20 protein-coding genes and 1 pseudogene are annotated in these 15,160 nt (G+C 66.6%); 15 read left to right on the forward strand and 6 right to left on the reverse strand.

What is annotated here, in order from left to right:
- Positions 1-14 precede the first annotated feature (14 nt).
- The 7 genes and pseudogenes from JGR64_RS00315 to JGR64_RS00345 all read left to right on the forward strand — a co-directional run bounded on the left by JGR64_RS00315 (position 15) and on the right by JGR64_RS00345 (position 4,130).
- A complete protein-coding gene (locus JGR64_RS00315) occupies positions 15-530 on the forward strand; it encodes a hypothetical protein (protein WP_199374409.1) in 516 nt (171 codons plus the stop codon).
- Between the two features lie 128 nt (positions 531-658).
- Positions 659-1,378, forward strand: a complete 720-nt coding sequence (locus JGR64_RS00320) for a CPBP family intramembrane glutamic endopeptidase (RefSeq protein ID WP_199374412.1) — start codon at positions 659-661, stop codon at positions 1,376-1,378.
- Positions 1,379-1,928: 550 nt separating this feature from the next.
- Positions 1,929-2,270: a transcription initiation protein gene (locus JGR64_RS00325; protein ID WP_233348286.1), complete on the forward strand. Its 342-nt coding sequence runs from the start codon at positions 1,929-1,931 to the stop codon at positions 2,268-2,270.
- A 309-nt stretch (positions 2,271-2,579) separates the two neighbouring features.
- Positions 2,580-2,714: pseudogene (locus JGR64_RS00330) on the forward strand (excalibur calcium-binding domain-containing protein); the annotation flags it as partial.
- A gap of 85 nt (positions 2,715-2,799) precedes the next feature.
- A complete protein-coding gene (locus JGR64_RS00335) occupies positions 2,800-3,240 on the forward strand; it encodes a DUF1810 domain-containing protein (protein WP_199374414.1) in 441 nt (146 codons plus the stop codon).
- Between the two features lie 95 nt (positions 3,241-3,335).
- The gene (locus JGR64_RS00340; protein WP_199374416.1) at positions 3,336-3,626 is read left to right on the forward strand and encodes a helix-hairpin-helix domain-containing protein; all 291 of its coding nucleotides are present in this window, start codon (positions 3,336-3,338) and stop codon (positions 3,624-3,626) included.
- Positions 3,627-3,719: 93 nt separating this feature from the next.
- Complete coding sequence (locus JGR64_RS00345; RefSeq protein ID WP_199374418.1) at positions 3,720-4,130, forward strand: low affinity iron permease family protein; 411 nt, start codon at positions 3,720-3,722, stop codon at positions 4,128-4,130.
- A gap of 83 nt (positions 4,131-4,213) precedes the next feature.
- On the opposite strand, the gene JGR64_RS00350 is transcribed toward JGR64_RS00345, so the two are convergent.
- A complete protein-coding gene (locus JGR64_RS00350; protein WP_199374420.1) occupies positions 4,214-4,483 on the reverse strand; it encodes a hypothetical protein in 270 nt (89 codons plus the stop codon).
- 144 nt (positions 4,484-4,627) lie between these two features.
- Here JGR64_RS00350 and JGR64_RS00355 point away from each other — a divergent pair, with 144 nt between their 5' ends.
- The 6 genes from JGR64_RS00355 (at position 4,628) to JGR64_RS00380 (ending at position 7,271) form a co-directional block, all read left to right on the forward strand.
- On the forward strand, positions 4,628-5,008 hold the full coding sequence (locus JGR64_RS00355; protein WP_199374422.1) for a VOC family protein: 381 nt from the start codon (positions 4,628-4,630) through the stop codon (positions 5,006-5,008).
- On the forward strand, positions 5,005-5,577 hold the full coding sequence (locus tag JGR64_RS00360; protein ID WP_199374424.1) for a hypothetical protein: 573 nt from the start codon (positions 5,005-5,007) through the stop codon (positions 5,575-5,577). The genes JGR64_RS00355 and JGR64_RS00360 overlap by 4 nt, the downstream gene beginning before the upstream one ends.
- 6 nt (positions 5,578-5,583) lie before the next feature.
- Positions 5,584-5,961 carry a nuclear transport factor 2 family protein gene (locus tag JGR64_RS00365; RefSeq protein ID WP_199374426.1) on the forward strand — a complete coding sequence of 126 codons (378 nt, stop codon included), beginning with the start codon at positions 5,584-5,586 and terminating at the stop codon, positions 5,959-5,961.
- A gap of 100 nt (positions 5,962-6,061) precedes the next feature.
- Complete coding sequence (locus JGR64_RS00370) at positions 6,062-6,442, forward strand: DUF1761 domain-containing protein (RefSeq protein ID WP_199374428.1); 381 nt, start codon at positions 6,062-6,064, stop codon at positions 6,440-6,442.
- A 111-nt stretch (positions 6,443-6,553) separates the two neighbouring features.
- Positions 6,554-6,775, forward strand: coding sequence for a hypothetical protein (locus JGR64_RS00375; protein WP_199374430.1), 222 nt, complete (start codon positions 6,554-6,556; stop codon positions 6,773-6,775).
- 37 nt (positions 6,776-6,812) lie between these two features.
- Positions 6,813-7,271 (forward strand): YciI family protein, encoded by a 459-nt coding sequence (locus JGR64_RS00380; RefSeq protein ID WP_199374432.1) that lies wholly within the window; start codon positions 6,813-6,815, stop codon positions 7,269-7,271.
- Between the two features lie 8 nt (positions 7,272-7,279).
- Here the strand turns inward: JGR64_RS00380 and JGR64_RS00385 are convergent, their stop codons facing one another.
- The 3 genes from JGR64_RS00385 to JGR64_RS00395 form a co-directional block, all read right to left on the reverse strand.
- Positions 7,280-9,001, reverse strand: a complete 1,722-nt coding sequence (locus tag JGR64_RS00385) for a M28 family peptidase (protein ID WP_199374433.1) — start codon at positions 8,999-9,001, stop codon at positions 7,280-7,282.
- Between the two features lie 54 nt (positions 9,002-9,055).
- On the reverse strand, positions 9,056-10,099 hold the full coding sequence (locus JGR64_RS00390; RefSeq protein WP_233348311.1) for a serine hydrolase domain-containing protein: 1,044 nt from the start codon (positions 10,097-10,099) through the stop codon (positions 9,056-9,058).
- Positions 10,100-10,184: 85 nt separating this feature from the next.
- The gene (locus JGR64_RS00395; protein ID WP_199374437.1) at positions 10,185-10,970 is read right to left on the reverse strand and encodes a rhomboid family intramembrane serine protease; all 786 of its coding nucleotides are present in this window, start codon (positions 10,968-10,970) and stop codon (positions 10,185-10,187) included.
- A 102-nt stretch (positions 10,971-11,072) separates the two neighbouring features.
- Here JGR64_RS00395 and JGR64_RS00400 point away from each other — a divergent pair, with 102 nt between their 5' ends.
- The gene (locus JGR64_RS00400; protein WP_199374439.1) at positions 11,073-12,242 is read left to right on the forward strand and encodes a class I SAM-dependent rRNA methyltransferase; all 1,170 of its coding nucleotides are present in this window, start codon (positions 11,073-11,075) and stop codon (positions 12,240-12,242) included.
- Here the strand turns inward: JGR64_RS00400 and JGR64_RS00405 are convergent.
- Complete coding sequence (locus JGR64_RS00405) at positions 12,211-12,582, reverse strand: DUF488 family protein (protein WP_199374441.1); 372 nt, start codon at positions 12,580-12,582, stop codon at positions 12,211-12,213. The genes JGR64_RS00400 and JGR64_RS00405 overlap by 32 nt on opposite strands.
- Before the next feature lie 65 nt (positions 12,583-12,647).
- Here JGR64_RS00405 and rmuC point away from each other — a divergent pair, with 65 nt between their 5' ends.
- Complete coding sequence (gene rmuC / locus JGR64_RS00410; RefSeq protein ID WP_199374443.1) at positions 12,648-14,009, forward strand: DNA recombination protein RmuC; 1,362 nt, start codon at positions 12,648-12,650, stop codon at positions 14,007-14,009.
- A 39-nt stretch (positions 14,010-14,048) separates the two neighbouring features.
- On the opposite strand, the gene JGR64_RS00415 is transcribed toward rmuC, so the two are convergent.
- Positions 14,049-15,137 carry a VacJ family lipoprotein gene (locus JGR64_RS00415; RefSeq protein WP_199374445.1) on the reverse strand — a complete coding sequence of 363 codons (1,089 nt, stop codon included), beginning with the start codon at positions 15,135-15,137 and terminating at the stop codon, positions 14,049-14,051.
- Between the last annotated feature and the right edge of the window lie 23 nt (positions 15,138-15,160).

Here is a 15,160-nt window from a genome sequence, read left to right on the forward strand (position 1 = left end):
AGGCGTTAGCGGGCATGGACAGATTCCTAGCAGTTGCGGTTCTCCTTCTCGCTACGCTCGCAAACGCCGCACAAGGTGCGGAGCTAGACCTTGGCAGCCTGCGAATCGCCTGGCCGAGCGGCTACAAGGAGGTTGGTCGCGAAAGCCCCATTCGGTTGGTTGGCCCGGATGGTGTCAACGTTCTAATTACAGTCTGGAACGCCAAGCCAGAAGCAGGAGCTGATGCTCCGAGCGACACGTCAGCGGTCTTCTCAAGCATCGCCGAGTCGCGTCTTCCCGAGCTGGCCGCTACCGATGGGAAGGTTGTTGTGCCGCTCCAACGGCAAATCCTGCCAGATGGCTCAATTCTCTACTCCACCGCCACGCAGACAGGCGCACACCGCAAAGCCAAGTTCTACTTGCAGTACATGCTGATCGCTCCATCTTCTTCGGCCGCACTCTTCACCGTGGAGGGGCGCGGGGACGCAACTGCTCAGCACCTGCACTTTCTGGAGCGGTTCTATTCGGTAGAGTGGGCAGATGCCCGCTAACAATGCGTTTAAGCCGACACCGCATCGGGGCGCAAACCACATGGCAGATACAGCTTGCCATGTGCTTCACGCCTCGCTGCGGCGCGGCTTAACTTAGGTGTTAGGCGTCAACCGGAGATACGTCAAAAATGGGAGCAGTAATTTTTGCGCTGAGCTTTGCTGCAACTGCCTTTCTGGTCTTTCTTGCGTTCAAGCACTTCGACAAGCGCTTGACCTTTGCCTTTGGGTTGTTGTTCGCAGCCTACCTAGGACTCGATGATCTAGTCACCGGGTTGCCGTCCGGCTCGTCTGCATTTAGCTTTATCGGCGGAGAGTGGAATTGGTCTGGAAAGATCTACAGCCTGTTGTTGTCCGTCGTGGTGGTGCTCGGGCTGGGGATCAAGCCCGAGGCACTTGGCCTTACCTTGTCGCAAAGAAACCTCAGAGCATCTCTAATCGCTCTGTTTCTTTTCATTCTCTGGGGTCTCTCACTCGGGCTGCTTTTCAAACCTTCAGTCCCGTCGGTAGAGACGTTTGCGTTCCAAGCGTCGATGCCCGGAATTGTGGAAGAGCTGGTATATCGCGGCATCGCTCCAGCCCTCTTGCTCGGCCTCATCCGTGGCAAAGATCCGTCGCAAGGCATACCTTGGGCCGTGGTATTCATCACCGCGGTTGCCTTTGGCATCTGGCACGGGCTGAGCTATTCGGACGCTGCGTTCTCATTTGACCCAATGTCTGCCTTGTTCCCGTTCATCGGCAGCATTGCCGGCGGTTGGTTGCGGTTCAATAGTGGCAGCTTGCTCTTCCCAATCTTGGCGCACAGCTTTGCAAATGTCGCATTCCATCTCACTGCACTGATTGGCGCCTAACAATTCGTTCAAGCCGAACCTGCTTCGCTACACCAACAACATGGCAGGTAAAGCTTGCCATGTTGTCGGCTACGCTACGCAGGTCGGCTTAACTCAGGCGTTAGGCGGCCATGACTCCGATCATCGCGTTCATAGTTCTTCAAGTCGCTTCAACGGACGCACCTTCGCTCCTGGCAGAGGGAATCGCGCCCTGCGCCAATGACGTTTCACGAAGGTGTCAGACATTAGTTCTCACCAATCCATACCAAGAAGGCGTTCGATCAGGGGGCCGGCGAGAATTTGTTGTTGATGTGCCTTTTCTTGGTTCAATGCCCTGTGCTCAATATCGAGTTGTTGTGCACGACCGTGAAGGGCACTTGCACTACAGCGCCGCCATCCGAAGGACTGCACCGTGATAATCACAACCATCTGGCCGCCTAACAATTAGTCAAGCCGAGCCCGCTTCGCGGTCCCGGCATCAACCGTGCTCGCCCGGGCGGGCTGGCTTAACTCAGGCGTTAGGCCGCACGCGCGCATCACGGCGACCCTCAGCTCAGCGGAATCAGCACTAATGTCCAAGTACCTGATCTCTTTTACCAGTGCCGCGATGGTCATGCCTGACGACGAGTGGGAGGCTGTAGTTCGGGACTCGCATGCCGTAATTGAAGAGGCGAAAGCCGCAGGTGTTTATGTCTTTGGCGGCGGCATCGACGAGAGCGTTTCACCAATGCTTGTGTCGGCCTCAGGCGCCGTTGCTCAGGGTGGCTATCCTTGGTCGCCTGCGCTCAATGGCGGCTTCACCGTGCTGGAACTGCCCTCGCGAGACGAGGCTGTCTTGTGGGCCGCGCGCATCGCTAAGGCCTGTCGCTGTGACCAGGAATTGCGAGTCTTCGGGTACGACCCGCAGTCCTGAGAGCGGCGCAGGAATGGTGCAGGTGCGGCCTAACAATTCGTTCAAGCCGACACCGCCTCGCGTCGCGGCTTAATTCAGGCGTTAGACCTTGCGCTGAGGTTTCCAGTGAAAGTGATAGATTTGCTTTGGATCGTTGCGGTCGGCGGCGTCGCATTGTTCGCGTACGACAAGTACACGACCAAGGCGGCGGAGCCTGCGCCTCAGGAAGTAGTGGCCACAAAGGCTGCCGTGCAGACGTCGCTTGCGGAAGACCGCTCCTGGATCAAGCCGCGCGAGGACCAACTCCGCGCGCCAGGAGTTGGCGCCAAGAAGTGCGACGGTCGGACGAGCTGCGGCCAAATGACCTCGTGCGCGGAGGCCAAGTACTTTATCGCACATTGTCCCAACACCAAGATGGACGGGGATCGAGATGGCATCCCGTGTGAGGAGCAGTGGTGCGGCTAACGGGCGCAAGGTCTTACAGTTCATTCAAGTTGACGCCGCTTCGCGGCGCGACTTGATTCAGGTGTTATTCCTCACTGGAGTTCTCGTGAAGTCCGATGAGTTCCGCCTTGATCGCTTCAGCGCCGCCCAAGAGCATTTCTACGTTACGGCGCTGCAGGAGCTGCAATCGGGCAGGAAGCGGTCGCATTGGATCTGGTTTGTCTTTCCCCAGCTTAGGGGGCTGGGGAAAAGCCGAAACTCTGAACTCTATGGCTTGGCCGGCTTGGCCGAGGCTCGCGCCTACCTTGCAGAGCCAATCCTGGGGCAGCGGCTCCGAGAAGCAACGCGGGCCATGGTGGATCATCAGTCGCTGGGGGCGGACGGAGTCCTTGGTGACCTCGATGCGCTGAAGTTTCAGTCGTGTCTTACCCTGTTCTCGCTCGCTGATCCATCTGAGCAAGTCTTTGCTATGGCGCTTGAATGCTTCTTCGCTGGGGAGCGTGATCTGCGGACACTTGAGCTGCTAGAGGCGCGGGGTGAGGCCTAGCAATTAGCCGCCTATGACAGATCTGCTGAAGGTAGTCGCCGTGCTTTGCCGCCGACACCACTTCGCACGACGGCTCAACCCAGGCGCCAGCTGCCATGAATCCAACCAAGGTCGTGAGAGAAAAGGTGCAGCGTTTCACCGACCTGCCGAACATCGGGCCGGCCGCGGCGAAGGATTTCGAGGTGCTTGGCTTTGACGCGCCGAGCCAACTGGTCGGCGCGGACCCACTCGAGTTGTATCAGTCACTGTGCATCGCAACGGGAGTTCGGCAGGATCCGTGCGTCCTGGACGTCTTCATGTCCGTCACGTCTTTTCTGGGTGGCGAGCCACCTCAACCATGGTGGCACTTCACGGAGAGGCGGAAACGACGGTATGGGCAGCTCTAGGCGATCTGCTGCCGGCCGACAGTTCATCAAACCGACGCTGCCTTGCGGCACTGACCACTTCAGGCCCCAGGCGCTCAGAAGGAGAATCGCAACATGCAAGATGCATCTTGGTATTCTCGTTTCGCCAAGGCATCCGCGCGTTTCTGCGGACGGCCCCGCGTCTTCACCGTTGCTGTCGGCCTGATCGCTCTGTGGCTCGTGACTGGCCCGCTGTTCGGGTTCAGTGACACCTGGCAATTGGTGATCAATACCAGCACCACGATCATTACGTTCTTGATGGTCTTCCTCATCCAGAACACACAGAACCGTGACACTGAAGCTGTCCAGATAAAACTGGATGAGCTGATTCGTGCAACGCAGGGTGCGCACAATGCGCTTCTTGACCTGGAGGACATCGAAGACAAGAAGCTGGATGCGTTCCGGTCCAGGTACCGTGCTCTTGCAGCAGCGGCCCGGGCTGATCTGGACCATGGCAATGAAGACACAGGCACGCCAGATCCGTGAACCGGCCGTACGTTCCCAACAATCCATTCAAGCCGGCGCCGCGGAGCGGCGCCGGCTTGCTTCGGCTTCACGCCGCAGTAAGGCTACAGTTCCCCGGCGCAGATGCTGTCGTTGCCGCTGCAGTCGCCAAGCTTCTGCAGTTGGGCTTGGGCCTTCTCCTTGGCGGCAGCGCGCTCGGCTTCGGTTGTACACACCCGCGTAGGAAACTTGCTTCCGAGCTCGGTCTTCGTCTCGCAAACGACTCCGTTGCTGTCACCTGGTGCTGCAGTAGGCGTGTCGGCTGAGGCGGCTTTCTCGCCAGCGACGGCGGACGAGGCGGCCAGGAGCATGATAAGAAGCAGTCGGGTCTTCATCGGCAATCCTTTCCGGATGGAGCGTCGAGAATACGCTTTCCGGTCCGGCATTCAAGTTGCCGGCAGCACCGTCGTTGTGCGCGCCTGACAGCTGATCCAGGCCAGACCCGCTTGTTGATTCGGTCGTCCTGCAAGGTGGAGATGATGAGCGCAGAACCGATGGTTTCCGGTATCCGTCAGGTCGCCGTGACCGTGAGCGATGTCGATGTCGCGCTTGGTTTCTACCGCGACATACTCGGCCTCGCCTTCTTGTTCCGTGCCGGCCCGGATCTGGCTTTCGTGGACGCCGGTGGCGTTCGCGTCATGCTGTCCACGCCACAGGGCGCGGGCGCCGTTGGAGCCAATTCCACGCTCTATTTCAAGGTGCCGGATGTGGATGCCGCGCATGCCAGGTTTGTCGCCTGCGGCGCCACCGATGAGCGGGCTCCCCAGTTTGCCGCGAAGATGCCCGACCATGACCTATGGATCGGGTTTATCCGCGATCCCGATGGCAATCTGGTCGGGCTGCTCGAGGAGCGGCAATGACGAGCCTGATCCCGCCTGCCACCAAGGAACAACCAATGTCGAAGTCGACCATCACCCGGCTCCTCCCGTACGGTCCTGTGATGGCGTTACTGATCGTTGCCGTCCACCTTGGCTGGGAGCACACGCACGGTGGCGTACGCAGCCACCACCTGTTGGCGCGCGCTGATCTGCCGTCGGTGTCGAACTGGTGGGGCCTGCTGGTCCTTCCCATCCTCGGCTGGCTCGCATCGCGTAGCGCCAGCCGTCGGGCGGCGCTGGACAGCCGCGCGGCGGCCAGGTCGATGGCGGCATTTGCGGGTGCCCTGCTGGTCGGTGCAGCGCTCTCCGCGTCGTTCATCACGGGGCATGCGTCGGCTGCCTCCGGCATCTTCCTTGCCGCATTGGCGGCAGGGCTTGTCCTGCCCACGTACCGGGCCGAGTACATCTTCGGCTTCGTCTCGGGAATGTCCTTCGTGCTTGGCTCGGTACTGCCGACGATTGCCGCATCGATCGGTGCCGCGATATCCGTCGTTGCCCACTTCCTGGTTCGCCCGGGACTGGCCCGGCTGCTTCGTACAGCACGGGCCTGACTGCCGATGAGCACCCCGAACAACGCGGAGATCGCCAGCGAATTCCTGGCCATGGCGGCGTCGGGCAGGGTCCGCGAGGCGTACGCGCGGCATGTCGCGGCCGGGTTCACGCACCACAACGCGTACTTCCCCGGCGACCGCGAGTCGCTGCTCGTCGCAATGGAGGAGAGCTCCAGTTCCGAGCCGAACAAGGCATTCACCATCAAGCAGGTGCTTGCGTCCGGTGATCGCGTGGCAGTGCTTTCACACCTGCAGCGCGCCCAGGCGGAGCAGGAATATGCGGTCGTGCACATTGTCAGGTTCGAGGATTCGAAGATCGTCGAGATGTGGGATGTCGGGCAGGAGATCCCGAAGGACTCGCCGAATGCACTGGGCATGTTCTAGGCAGGCCGCTGGCTGTTGGTTATGCGTGCCGGGGAATGGCATGTGCCTGCCGCCTGCGGCTGCGTACACTCGCGGTCCTGGGGGATGAATCGGAGATCGCATGAACATTTGGCTGGTATTGCTCGCCGCGGTGTCGAGTTTCCTTGTTGGTGGGCTGTGGTATTCGCCGGTGCTGTTCGGCAAGGCGTGGAACATCGAGAACGGGAGTCCAACGACTGCGGGGCACCCGGCAAAGGTGTTTGGCGTCAGCTTCGCGTTCTCGCTTGTCGCGGCAGCGGCCTTCGCGGTGCTGGTGGGGCCGTCGCCCGGGCTGGAGGCCGCGCTCAAGCTGGGCGCGCTGGTGGGCGTGGGCCTGGTGGCGGCGAGCTACGGCATCAACTACCAGTTCGCGCAGCGCACGTTCAAACTGTGGCTGATCGACGGCGGCTATCACGCCGTGCAGTTCCTGCTGTTCGGGCTGGTATTTGGCCTCTGGGGCTGAATCCGGCGGTCCTGCGTGATGTCACATGCAGGCCACCGGTTCCGTCGAGGAAGGTAGTCGTATCCCGCCTGCCGGAAGGGCGTGGAGCGTGACACCGGGAGGGTCGATCAAATGAAGTCGTTCATCGTGCTGCTGGGCTGGTGCCTGCTGTTTGTCCTGTGCTGGCCGCTGGCGCTGCTGGCCCTGGTGCTGTGGCCGGTCGTGTGGCTGCTGTTGCTGCCGTTCCGCCTGGTGGACATCACCTTCTCCGCGCTGTTCGCGCTGCTGCAGGCGATCCTGTTCCTGCCGGCGCGACTGCTGGGCTGGCGTCCGGCCAGCCCTGTACCGGGCTGACCGGCTGCGCGTTCAACCCTTTCTTACGGAATAGGCCATGACCAGGTACGCCGCATCCCTGCTGATCCTGCTTTGCTTCGCCTGCGGATCGAGCCAGGCACAAGTTGCCGATGCCAAGCCGATGGACGCTGCGCTGGCCGCGAAGCTCGGCGCCGACGAGCGCGGCATGCGCAACTACGTCCTGGTGATCCTGAAGTCAGGCCCTGATCGGGTTGCCGATGGTCCCGAGCGCGCCGCGATGTTCAAGGGGCACTTCGCCAACATGGAGCGCCTGGCGGCGGAGGACAAACTGGCGGTCGCCGGCCCGTTCACCGACAAGACCGACTGGCGCGGCATGTTCATCCTTGCCGTCGAGACGGTCGAGGAAGCACAGCTGCTGGTGGCGACGGACCCGGTGATCGCGCAGGGCGAGATGGTCGCCGAATACCACCGGCTCTACTCGTCCGCGGCGCTCATGGCGGTCAACGGGATACACCGCGAGATCGCCCCGGAATAGGCGCAGCCTTACCTCGCCGGCGCACCGGGCGCCGCAAGCTGCGGCGTGGTGCCGCCGAACCGCCCACCGAAGAAGTCGCCGTCGTTCCAGCGCGGCCGCGCGTCGTCGGCGCCGATCTGCCAGGCGATGCGTGCCGAAACGCGTGCGAGGCGCGCGGCATCGTCGTAGTGGATCGGCAGCGTGGCGTCGTCGCAGGGGCGGTGGTAGCAGTTGCGCATGAACCAGGTGGACGAGACCCGCGGGTCGCGCGTGGTATCCACCGGCTCCACGCCGCCGTCCAGGTACACCGCCGGGATGCCGGCGCGCACGAACGAGAACTGGTCGCTGCGCACGAACACCGCTTCCTCGGGGAACGGGTCGGGCGACACGGTGACCCCGATCTCCGCGGCGGCCGCGTCCACCACCGCCTTGAGAGACGAGTGCTCAACGCCGATGGACACCACGTCGCGACTCGGTGCGGTCAGCACCGGCATGTCGATGTTGATGTTGGCCACCAGGCCCGCGCGCGGCACGGTGGGGCGCTGCGCGAACCACTGCGAGCCGAGCAGGCCCTGCTCCTCGCCGGTCAGGGCGACGAACAGCTGCGAGCGGCGCGGCGCGGATTCGCCGGCGTGCAGTTCGCGCGCGGCCTCCAGCATCACCGCTACGCCGAGCGCGTTGTCGATGGCGCCGTTGTGGATCGTGTCGCCGTCGACCTCGGCACCAATGCCGATGTGGTCGAGGTGCGCGGTGTGCACCACGTACTCGCCGGCCAGCACCGGGTCCGCGCCGCGCAGCAGGCCCACGACGTTGCGCGACTGCAGCGGCTCCACGCGCGTGCGCACGGCCAGCGACAGCGTGCCGGGCAGGTCGAAGCCGCGCAGGCTGCCGGCACGCGCGTCGGCGAGCAGCTGCGCCGCGCTGCGGTCGTGGCCGGCGAACAGGGCATCGGCGGCGGCGGCGCTGACGCGCGCCACCACCTTGAGGCCCGGCCAGGTGTCGATGCCGCGGCCGTCGTCGTCGCGCAGGCGCAGCGCGGGCTTTTCCCAGCCGGCAGCACTGCGTGCCCAGGGCAGGCGCACTTCGTCGTCGGCGGTGCCCACCAGCACCACGCCCACGGCGCCACGCTCGGCAATGCCGCGCAGCTTCTCGTGCAGCGAGCCGTGGAAGGCGCGGCGGGTGTCGTCGAAACCTGCCGGCGCACCGCCGAACATCATCGCCACCTTGCCGCGCAGGTCGAGGCCGGCGAGATCGTCGTGGCCGAGTTCGGGCGCGTGCACGGCCTGGCCGACGAACACCGCCGGCGCGTCCACTTCGGCCAGCGGCGCGTTGAAGTTGGCCATCGGCAGGAACTCGTGCTGGAACGCCAGCGCGATCACTTCGCCATTGCGGTGCACCTCGAGGCGCGCGCCCTCGGCGGCGATGGTGCCGCGCAGCAGCGGCACGCGCTGGAACCAGGTGCCGTCGTCGCCGCCCGGTACGAGGCCGATCGCCGCGAAGCGCGCCGCGACGTGGTCGGCGGCCAGGTCGAAGCCCGGCGTGCCGGTCTCGCGGCCCTGCATGCGGTCGTCGGCGAGCGCGCGCACGTCGTCCTCGATGCGGTTGGCGGCCGGGTCCGTGGAGCGCGGAGCGCTGGCGGCGGGAATCTGGCCCGACGTGGCGGGCGCGGTGTCACGCGAGCAGGCGGGCAGTGCGACGGTCAATGCGACGGCGAGCAGGGCCGGCGCGAGGCGGCGTGCGGTGAACGGCATGGGGGCGTCCGACAATGCGAAGGCCGCCAGCCTAGCGTGCGGCACCCGCTGCGGTCACGGCGCCAGGAACAGCGCGGCAATCGCCCGCGCCGTGGCATAGGGCTCCGGATCGTTGCGGTTGCTGAGCAGCACCACCGTCAGCCGTTGCCGCGGCCAGTGCAGGATCACGTTGCGGAAGCCGATGGTCTCGCCCGAGTGCCACATCAGGTCGCCGTGCAGTCGCCAGCCGTAGCCAAATGCGTCGACATCCGCCTCGCCGGTGGGCGTGCTGGTCTGCGCCGCCACCATGCGCGCGCGTGAGGCCGGTGACAGCAGGCGGCCATCGTCGAGCGCCGCGGCCCACCTGGTGAGGTCGTCGATGGAGGCGTAGATGCCGCCGTCGCCGAGCACCGCGCTGGTGGTGCTCTGGTCGGTGCGCTGCCAGCCGTCCGCGGCCGCGCTGTGGCCGTAGGCGCGGTGCGCGACCTGCGACACGCCGTCCTCGAACGCCACCGCGCCGTCCATGCCCAGCGGCGCGAAGATGCGCGCCTGCAGGAAGTCCGCGTAGCGGCCGTCGGACGCCATTTCCACCACGCGCGCCAGCAGCGCGTAGCCGGTGTTGCTGTAGCGGTAGGCGCTGCCGGGCGCGAAGTACGGGGCGATCGCCGCGGCCGATGGCGTGCCGGCGGCCGCATCACAGGGCAGGCCACTGGCCAGCAGGCACACCACGTCGGCATCGTGCACCTGGCCGCTGAAGTCCGCCGCCATCAGGTCTTCGTAATCGGGCAGGCCGCCGGTGTGCGCAAGCAGGTGGTGCAGGGTCACGCCGTCCGCGTACATCGGCAGCGAAGGCAGCCAACGGCGCACCGGGTCTTCAAGCCGCAGCACGCCGTCGTCGACGAGCAGAAGGACCGCGGTGGCGGTGAACTGCTTCGACACCGAGGCCAGGCGGAAGCGCGTGGCGGGCGTCACCGCTGTGCGGGCCTCCAGGTCGCCCAGGCCGTAGCCGCGGCGCACCAGCGCCTCGCCGTCGCGCACCACCAGCAGCGCAGCGCCCGGGCCGTCGCCGGCGTAGCGCTGCATGTGGCCGTCGATCGCGGTCATCGTGTCGTTCCCCATGGCGCGGCCCGCGAACAGTGCCGCGAGCAGCAGGCATACCTGGATAGTCGTGCGCATCGGCCGATTCTAGCCGCGGCCGACCGCCTCAACGCTCGCGGCGCGGGAACTCCAGCACCTTGCCGCGTGCGTCGTCGTCATCGCGGCTGTCGCGGTGCCACAGCACCGGCACGTCATGCGGGGTCGGCAGCTCGAACTGCTCGCGCTCCGCGCGCTCGGCCTCCGCGGCGAGCTCCTCCTCGATTTCCCAGCTGTAGCGCTTGCGCGGCGCCATCGGGTCCAGCCGCCGGAACAGCCACGCCGCCAGCGCGCCGCCGACCGCGCCGCCCAGGTGCGACTGCCAGGACACGCCGGGTTCGCGCGGCAGCACGGTCAGCAACATGCCGCCGTAGAACAGGAAGCCGATCATGGTGGCGGCGATCGCCGCGCGGTCGCGGCGCAGCACGCCGAGCACGAACACCAGGAACATCAGGCCGTGGGTCACGCCGCTGGCGCCGATATGGAACGAGCCGGGCTCGCCCAGCAGCCACGCGCCCACGCCGGACCCCAGCCACATCAACGGCAGCCCGCGCAGGGTGGCGCGCGGATACACGCCGCCGGCCAGCGTGCCGAGGAACAGGATCGACAGGCTGTTGGCCACCAGGTGCTCGAGCGAGCCGTGCAGCAGCGGCGCGGTCAGCAGGCCCATCAGGCCCGCCACGCTGCCGGGCGACACCGCGAAGGCGCGCGTGGCCAGCATGCCCTGCACCAGGTCCATCAGCACCAGCACCACCACCGCGGCCACGCTGCACCAGGCGGCGCGGCTGAAGCGGCGCCAGTCGGCGCGGCGCTGGGCGGCGGGGTCGGCGGGCGGCTCGGTGTCGGGCAGGTACATGGAGCATCAATGGCGCCACCTGCGGGCAACGCAAGGGCTGCGGGCGCCCCGCCGCGGCGCCGTGGCCCGCAGCGGCACGGCCCGAGCCGGTAGAATTGCGGCATGAATGACGCCCTGCCCGTGGTCCGCCTGCGCAACGCCTGGCGGTCCAGCCATCCGTGGATCTTCCAGAAGCTGGTCGAAAAGCCCAATCCGCGCCCCAAGCCCGGCGCCATCGTCGACGTGCTCAACGTCGACGGCGAGTGGATCGGCCGCGGCTTCTACAACGGCCATTCGCGGATCGCGGTGCGCATCCTCGAGATCGATCCCGACGTCACGATCGATGCCGCCTGGTTCGCGCGCAAGATCGCCGCCGCCGTGGCGCTGCGCCGCGAGGTGCTGCGCCTGGACGAGGTGGGTGACGCCTGGCGGGTGGTGCACAGCGAGGGCGACGGCCTCAGCGGCCTGGTGGTGGACCGCTACGCCGACCTGCTGGTCATCGAGCTGTTCAGCGCCGGCATGTTCCGCCATCGCGAATGGATCATGGACGCGCTGCGCGCGCAGTTCCCGGGCTGCCGCTTCCACGTGTCCGCCGACGAGCACGTGCAGAAGCAGGAGAGCTTCGACTTCCACGGCACCAGCACCACCGAGCCGGCGCTGATCACCGAGCACGGCATCCGCTTCCGCGCCGATCCCGCTGGCGCGCACAAGACCGGCTTCTTCGCCGACCAGCGCGACAACCGCGAGTGGCTGAGCCGCCAGGTGGCCGGCAAGCGCGTGCTGGACCTGTGCTGCAACACCGGCGGCTTCGCGGTGTATTCGGCGGTGCGCGGCGCGGCGGACGTCACCGGCGTGGACATCGACGCCGACGTGATCGAGCTCGCCAAGGGCAACGCGCGGCTCAACAACGTGCGCCCGCGTTTCGTGCAGGCCGACATCTTCCCGTGGCTGCGCGATGCCGCCAACGCCGGCGACCAGTACGACGTGGTGATCCTGGACCCGGCCAAGATGACCCGCGACCGCGAGCAGGTGATCCCCGCGCTCAAGAAATACCTCGACATGAACAAGCTCGCGCTCGGCGTGGTCAAGCCGGGCGGCCTGCTGGCGACGTTCTCGTGCACGGGGCTGGTGAGCGAGGAGCAGTTCCTCGACATGCTGCGGCGCGCGGCGTACTTCTCCAACCGCACCGTGCAGGTGCTGAAGGTCTCCGGTGCCGGCCCGGACCACCCGTTCATGGCCCACGCGCAGGAATCGCGCTACCTCAAGGCGGTGTTCTGCCGCGTGCTGGACTGAGGTATTCGGCCAGCGCCACCGCGTTGTTGTGCGCCTCGTCGTGGGCGGCATAGAGCAGGGTGGCGTTGGCACCGTGGCCGAGCGCCTTGCGCAGCTCCGCCACCGCATCGGGATTGGCATCCAGCTCGGCGAAGTAGCGGCGCTTGAACTCCGCCCACTTCGCCGGTTCGTGGCCGAACCAGGCGCGCAGCGCGTCGCTGGGCGCCACCGACTTCACCCAGGGCACGCCGTCCAGGTCCGCCCTGGACTTGCCACGCGGCCACAGCCGGTCGACCAGCACCCGATGACCCTCGCCGCGCGCAGCCGCGGCCTCGTAGACGCGTCGGACATGCAGTTGCATCGCACCACCTCCCGGCAAATGCCCGCGGTCGCAGCCGCTGCGACCGCCCCGGCTACACTGGACGCATGAATGTAGAGACCTTGTTGATGCTGGTACTGGCGGCCGTGGCCGTCGCGATCGTGCTGCTGGTGGTGCTGCTGCTGCGTCGCCCCGAGGCGGTGCTGGCATCGCTCAGCCTGAAGCTTGAGGACGCCCTGCGCGAAGAGCAGCGCGGCGGCCGCACCGAGCTGCGCCAGCAGCTAGACAGCCTGTCCACCGCGCAGGGCCAGCGCATCGACGGCTTTGCCGCGCGCCTGACCGAGTTCAGCACCCGCACCGACCAGCGCCTCGACGTGCTGCGCGAGGCGCTGGGCGAGGACGCCCGCAAGGCGCGCAGCGAAGGCGCCGACACCCAGCAGCGGCTGGGCGAGTCGCTCGGCCAGCGCCTGGCCGAACTCACCCAGCGCAACGAGCAGCGCATCGGCGAGCTGCGCGCCACGCTGGAATCGCAGCTCAAATCGCTGCAGGCCGACAACGCCGAAAAGCTCGAGCAGATGCGCGCCACCGTCGACGAAAAGCTGCAGTCCACGCTCAACACGCGCCTGGATGCGTCGTTCAAGATCGTCTCCGAGCGCCTGGAGCAGGTGCAGCGCGGACTGGGCGAGATGCAGCAGCTGGCCACCGGCGTCGGCGACCTGAAGCGCGTGCTCACCAACGTCAAGACGCGCGGGATTTTCGGCGAGGTGCAGCTGGGCGCGCTGCTCGAGCAGGTGCTCACCATCGAGCAGTACGAGACCAACTGCATCACCGTGCCGGGCACCGGCGAGCGCGTCGAATTCGCGGTGCGCCTGCCGGGTTCGCAGCCCGACCAGCCGATCCGCCTGCCGATCGACGCCAAGTTCCCGCGCGAGGATTACGAGCGCCTGCTCGACGCCCAGGACCGCGCCGATGCCGAGGCGGTCATCGCCTCCGGCAACGCGCTGGAGCGCCAGGTGCGGCTGGAGGCCAAGCGCATCCGCGACAAGTACCTGGCGCCGCCGCACACCACCGATTTCGGGCTGATGTTCCTGCCCACCGAAGGCCTGTACGCCGAGGTGCTGCGCCGGCCGGGGCTGTTCGAGGCCTTGCAGCGCGACTTCCGCGTGACCCTGGTCGGGCCGACCACGCTGCTGGCGCTGCTCAACAGCCTGCAGATGGGCTTCCGCACGCTGGCCATCGAGAAGCGCTCCAGCGAGGTCTGGCAGCTGCTGGCGGCGGTGAAGGGCGAGTTCGGCAAGTTCGCCGGCGTGCTGGAAAAAGCCACCACGCAGATAGACACCGTGCAGAACAGCATCAAGCAGGCCGGCGTGCGCACGCGTGCCATCGAACGCCAGCTGCGCGGCGTTGAGACCCTGCCGGGAGTCGAGGTCGAAGCGACGCCGCTGCTGGGCGATGACTCGCCGGGGTGATGGCGTGAAAGATGCGCCGCGGTTGACGCGGCGCGTGGATTACGGCGAAGGCGTACCCGGCACGATCGGCATCACGTCCACCGGCACCGTGGCGTCGTCGTCCTCGAACAGGTAGTCCGGCAGGCCGTCCTCGTTGTCATCGCCTTCGCGGATGCGGTCGCCGTGGATCTGGTAGTCGCGGCGCTGCATCCACGCGTCGCGCACCAGCGCGTACTCGTCGGCGGCACCTTCGCGCAGGCGGTCGACCGCGAACAGCTGGGTACGCACGTCGACCAGCTGCAGGCCCTGCAGGAACACGCGCACGCTGTCCTCTTCCACCTGGCGCACCGGCGACAGCGGGCCGTCGCCGACCAGCCCGAACGCGTCGCGCACCGTGCGCGGCCCGAACAGCGGCAGCTCCAGGAAGCGCGAGCTCTTCCAGCCCCACACGCCCAGCGTCTGGCCGAAGTCCTCGCTGCGGTTGGGGATGCCCATGCGCGTGGCCGGGTCGAACAGGCCGCCGACGCCGATGGTGGCGTTCACCAGGAAGCGGCCCAGCGACTGCCCGGACTGCTTGGGCCGGCCCTGCAGCAGCGCGTTCACCGCGCTCGACGGCTGGCCGAGGTTGTTGAAGAAGTTGGACACGCCCAGCCGCATCGGCCGCGGCACCACTTTCACGTAGGCGCGCGCCAGCGGCGTTGCGATCGCGCGGTCGACCACGTTGTTGAAGCTGTGCACCTTGCGGTTCCACGGCTCCCAGGGGTCCAGCGCGCGCGGCGACTTGGCGGGCTCCGGCAGGGTCGCGTCGGCCACCGGGTCGTAGGGCGCGGCGCCCCAGATGGCGTCGTAGTCGAGCTCGGCGTCGGTGCGCTGGTCGACCGCAAGTGCGGCGATGCCCGGTGCAGCGGCGCCCGCGTCGCCACCGCCCACGCCGACGTCCCCGTCCGGCAGCGGCGCGAGGCCGTTATCGACGGCCAGGGCAACCGGCGTGCCATCCACGGCCACGGACGCCTGCGCCGGCACCGCTTCCACCGGGCCCGGTGCCGGCTCTGACACGCCGCGCGAGGGGTTGCCCGCGCAGCCGGCGAGGATCAGCGCGGCAAGCAGGACGGCGCTGGTGTGCAGGACAGGCTTGGCGGCAGGAGTCATGGTGGCGTTCTGGGAAAGGGCGG

The organism is Luteimonas sp. MC1572 (assembly GCF_016615815.1).
In the GTDB taxonomy this organism is placed as follows: Bacteria; Pseudomonadota; Gammaproteobacteria; order Xanthomonadales; family Xanthomonadaceae; genus Luteimonas.

Excerpts from the sequence above, each read along its gene's own strand:
- JGR64_RS00315 (WP_199374409.1), top strand. The coding sequence starts at position 15 with ATGGACAGATTCCTAGCAGTTGCGGTTCTCCTTCTCGCTACGCTCGCA.
- JGR64_RS00320 (WP_199374412.1), top strand. The coding sequence starts at position 659 with ATGGGAGCAGTAATTTTTGCGCTGAGCTTTGCTGCAACTGCCTTTCTG.
- JGR64_RS00325 (WP_233348286.1), top strand. The coding sequence starts at position 1,929 with ATGTCCAAGTACCTGATCTCTTTTACCAGTGCCGCGATGGTCATGCCT.
- JGR64_RS00340 (WP_199374416.1), top strand. The coding sequence starts at position 3,336 with ATGAATCCAACCAAGGTCGTGAGAGAAAAGGTGCAGCGTTTCACCGAC.
- JGR64_RS00345 (WP_199374418.1), top strand. The coding sequence starts at position 3,720 with ATGCAAGATGCATCTTGGTATTCTCGTTTCGCCAAGGCATCCGCGCGT.
- JGR64_RS00350 (WP_199374420.1), bottom strand. The coding sequence starts at position 4,483 with ATGAAGACCCGACTGCTTCTTATCATGCTCCTGGCCGCCTCGTCCGCC.
- JGR64_RS00355 (WP_199374422.1), top strand. The coding sequence starts at position 4,628 with ATGAGCGCAGAACCGATGGTTTCCGGTATCCGTCAGGTCGCCGTGACC.
- JGR64_RS00360 (WP_199374424.1), top strand. The coding sequence starts at position 5,005 with ATGACGAGCCTGATCCCGCCTGCCACCAAGGAACAACCAATGTCGAAG.
- JGR64_RS00365 (WP_199374426.1), top strand. The coding sequence starts at position 5,584 with ATGAGCACCCCGAACAACGCGGAGATCGCCAGCGAATTCCTGGCCATG.
- JGR64_RS00370 (WP_199374428.1), top strand. The coding sequence starts at position 6,062 with ATGAACATTTGGCTGGTATTGCTCGCCGCGGTGTCGAGTTTCCTTGTT.
- JGR64_RS00375 (WP_199374430.1), top strand. The coding sequence starts at position 6,554 with ATGAAGTCGTTCATCGTGCTGCTGGGCTGGTGCCTGCTGTTTGTCCTG.
- JGR64_RS00380 (WP_199374432.1), top strand. The coding sequence starts at position 6,813 with ATGACCAGGTACGCCGCATCCCTGCTGATCCTGCTTTGCTTCGCCTGC.
- JGR64_RS00385 (WP_199374433.1), bottom strand. The coding sequence starts at position 9,001 with ATGCCGTTCACCGCACGCCGCCTCGCGCCGGCCCTGCTCGCCGTCGCA.
- JGR64_RS00390 (WP_233348311.1), bottom strand. The coding sequence starts at position 10,099 with ATGGGGAACGACACGATGACCGCGATCGACGGCCACATGCAGCGCTAC.
- JGR64_RS00395 (WP_199374437.1), bottom strand. The coding sequence starts at position 10,970 with ATGTACCTGCCCGACACCGAGCCGCCCGCCGACCCCGCCGCCCAGCGC.
- JGR64_RS00400 (WP_199374439.1), top strand. The coding sequence starts at position 11,073 with ATGAATGACGCCCTGCCCGTGGTCCGCCTGCGCAACGCCTGGCGGTCC.
- JGR64_RS00405 (WP_199374441.1), bottom strand. The coding sequence starts at position 12,582 with ATGCAACTGCATGTCCGACGCGTCTACGAGGCCGCGGCTGCGCGCGGC.
- rmuC (WP_199374443.1), top strand. The coding sequence starts at position 12,648 with ATGAATGTAGAGACCTTGTTGATGCTGGTACTGGCGGCCGTGGCCGTC.
- JGR64_RS00415 (WP_199374445.1), bottom strand. The coding sequence starts at position 15,137 with ATGACTCCTGCCGCCAAGCCTGTCCTGCACACCAGCGCCGTCCTGCTT.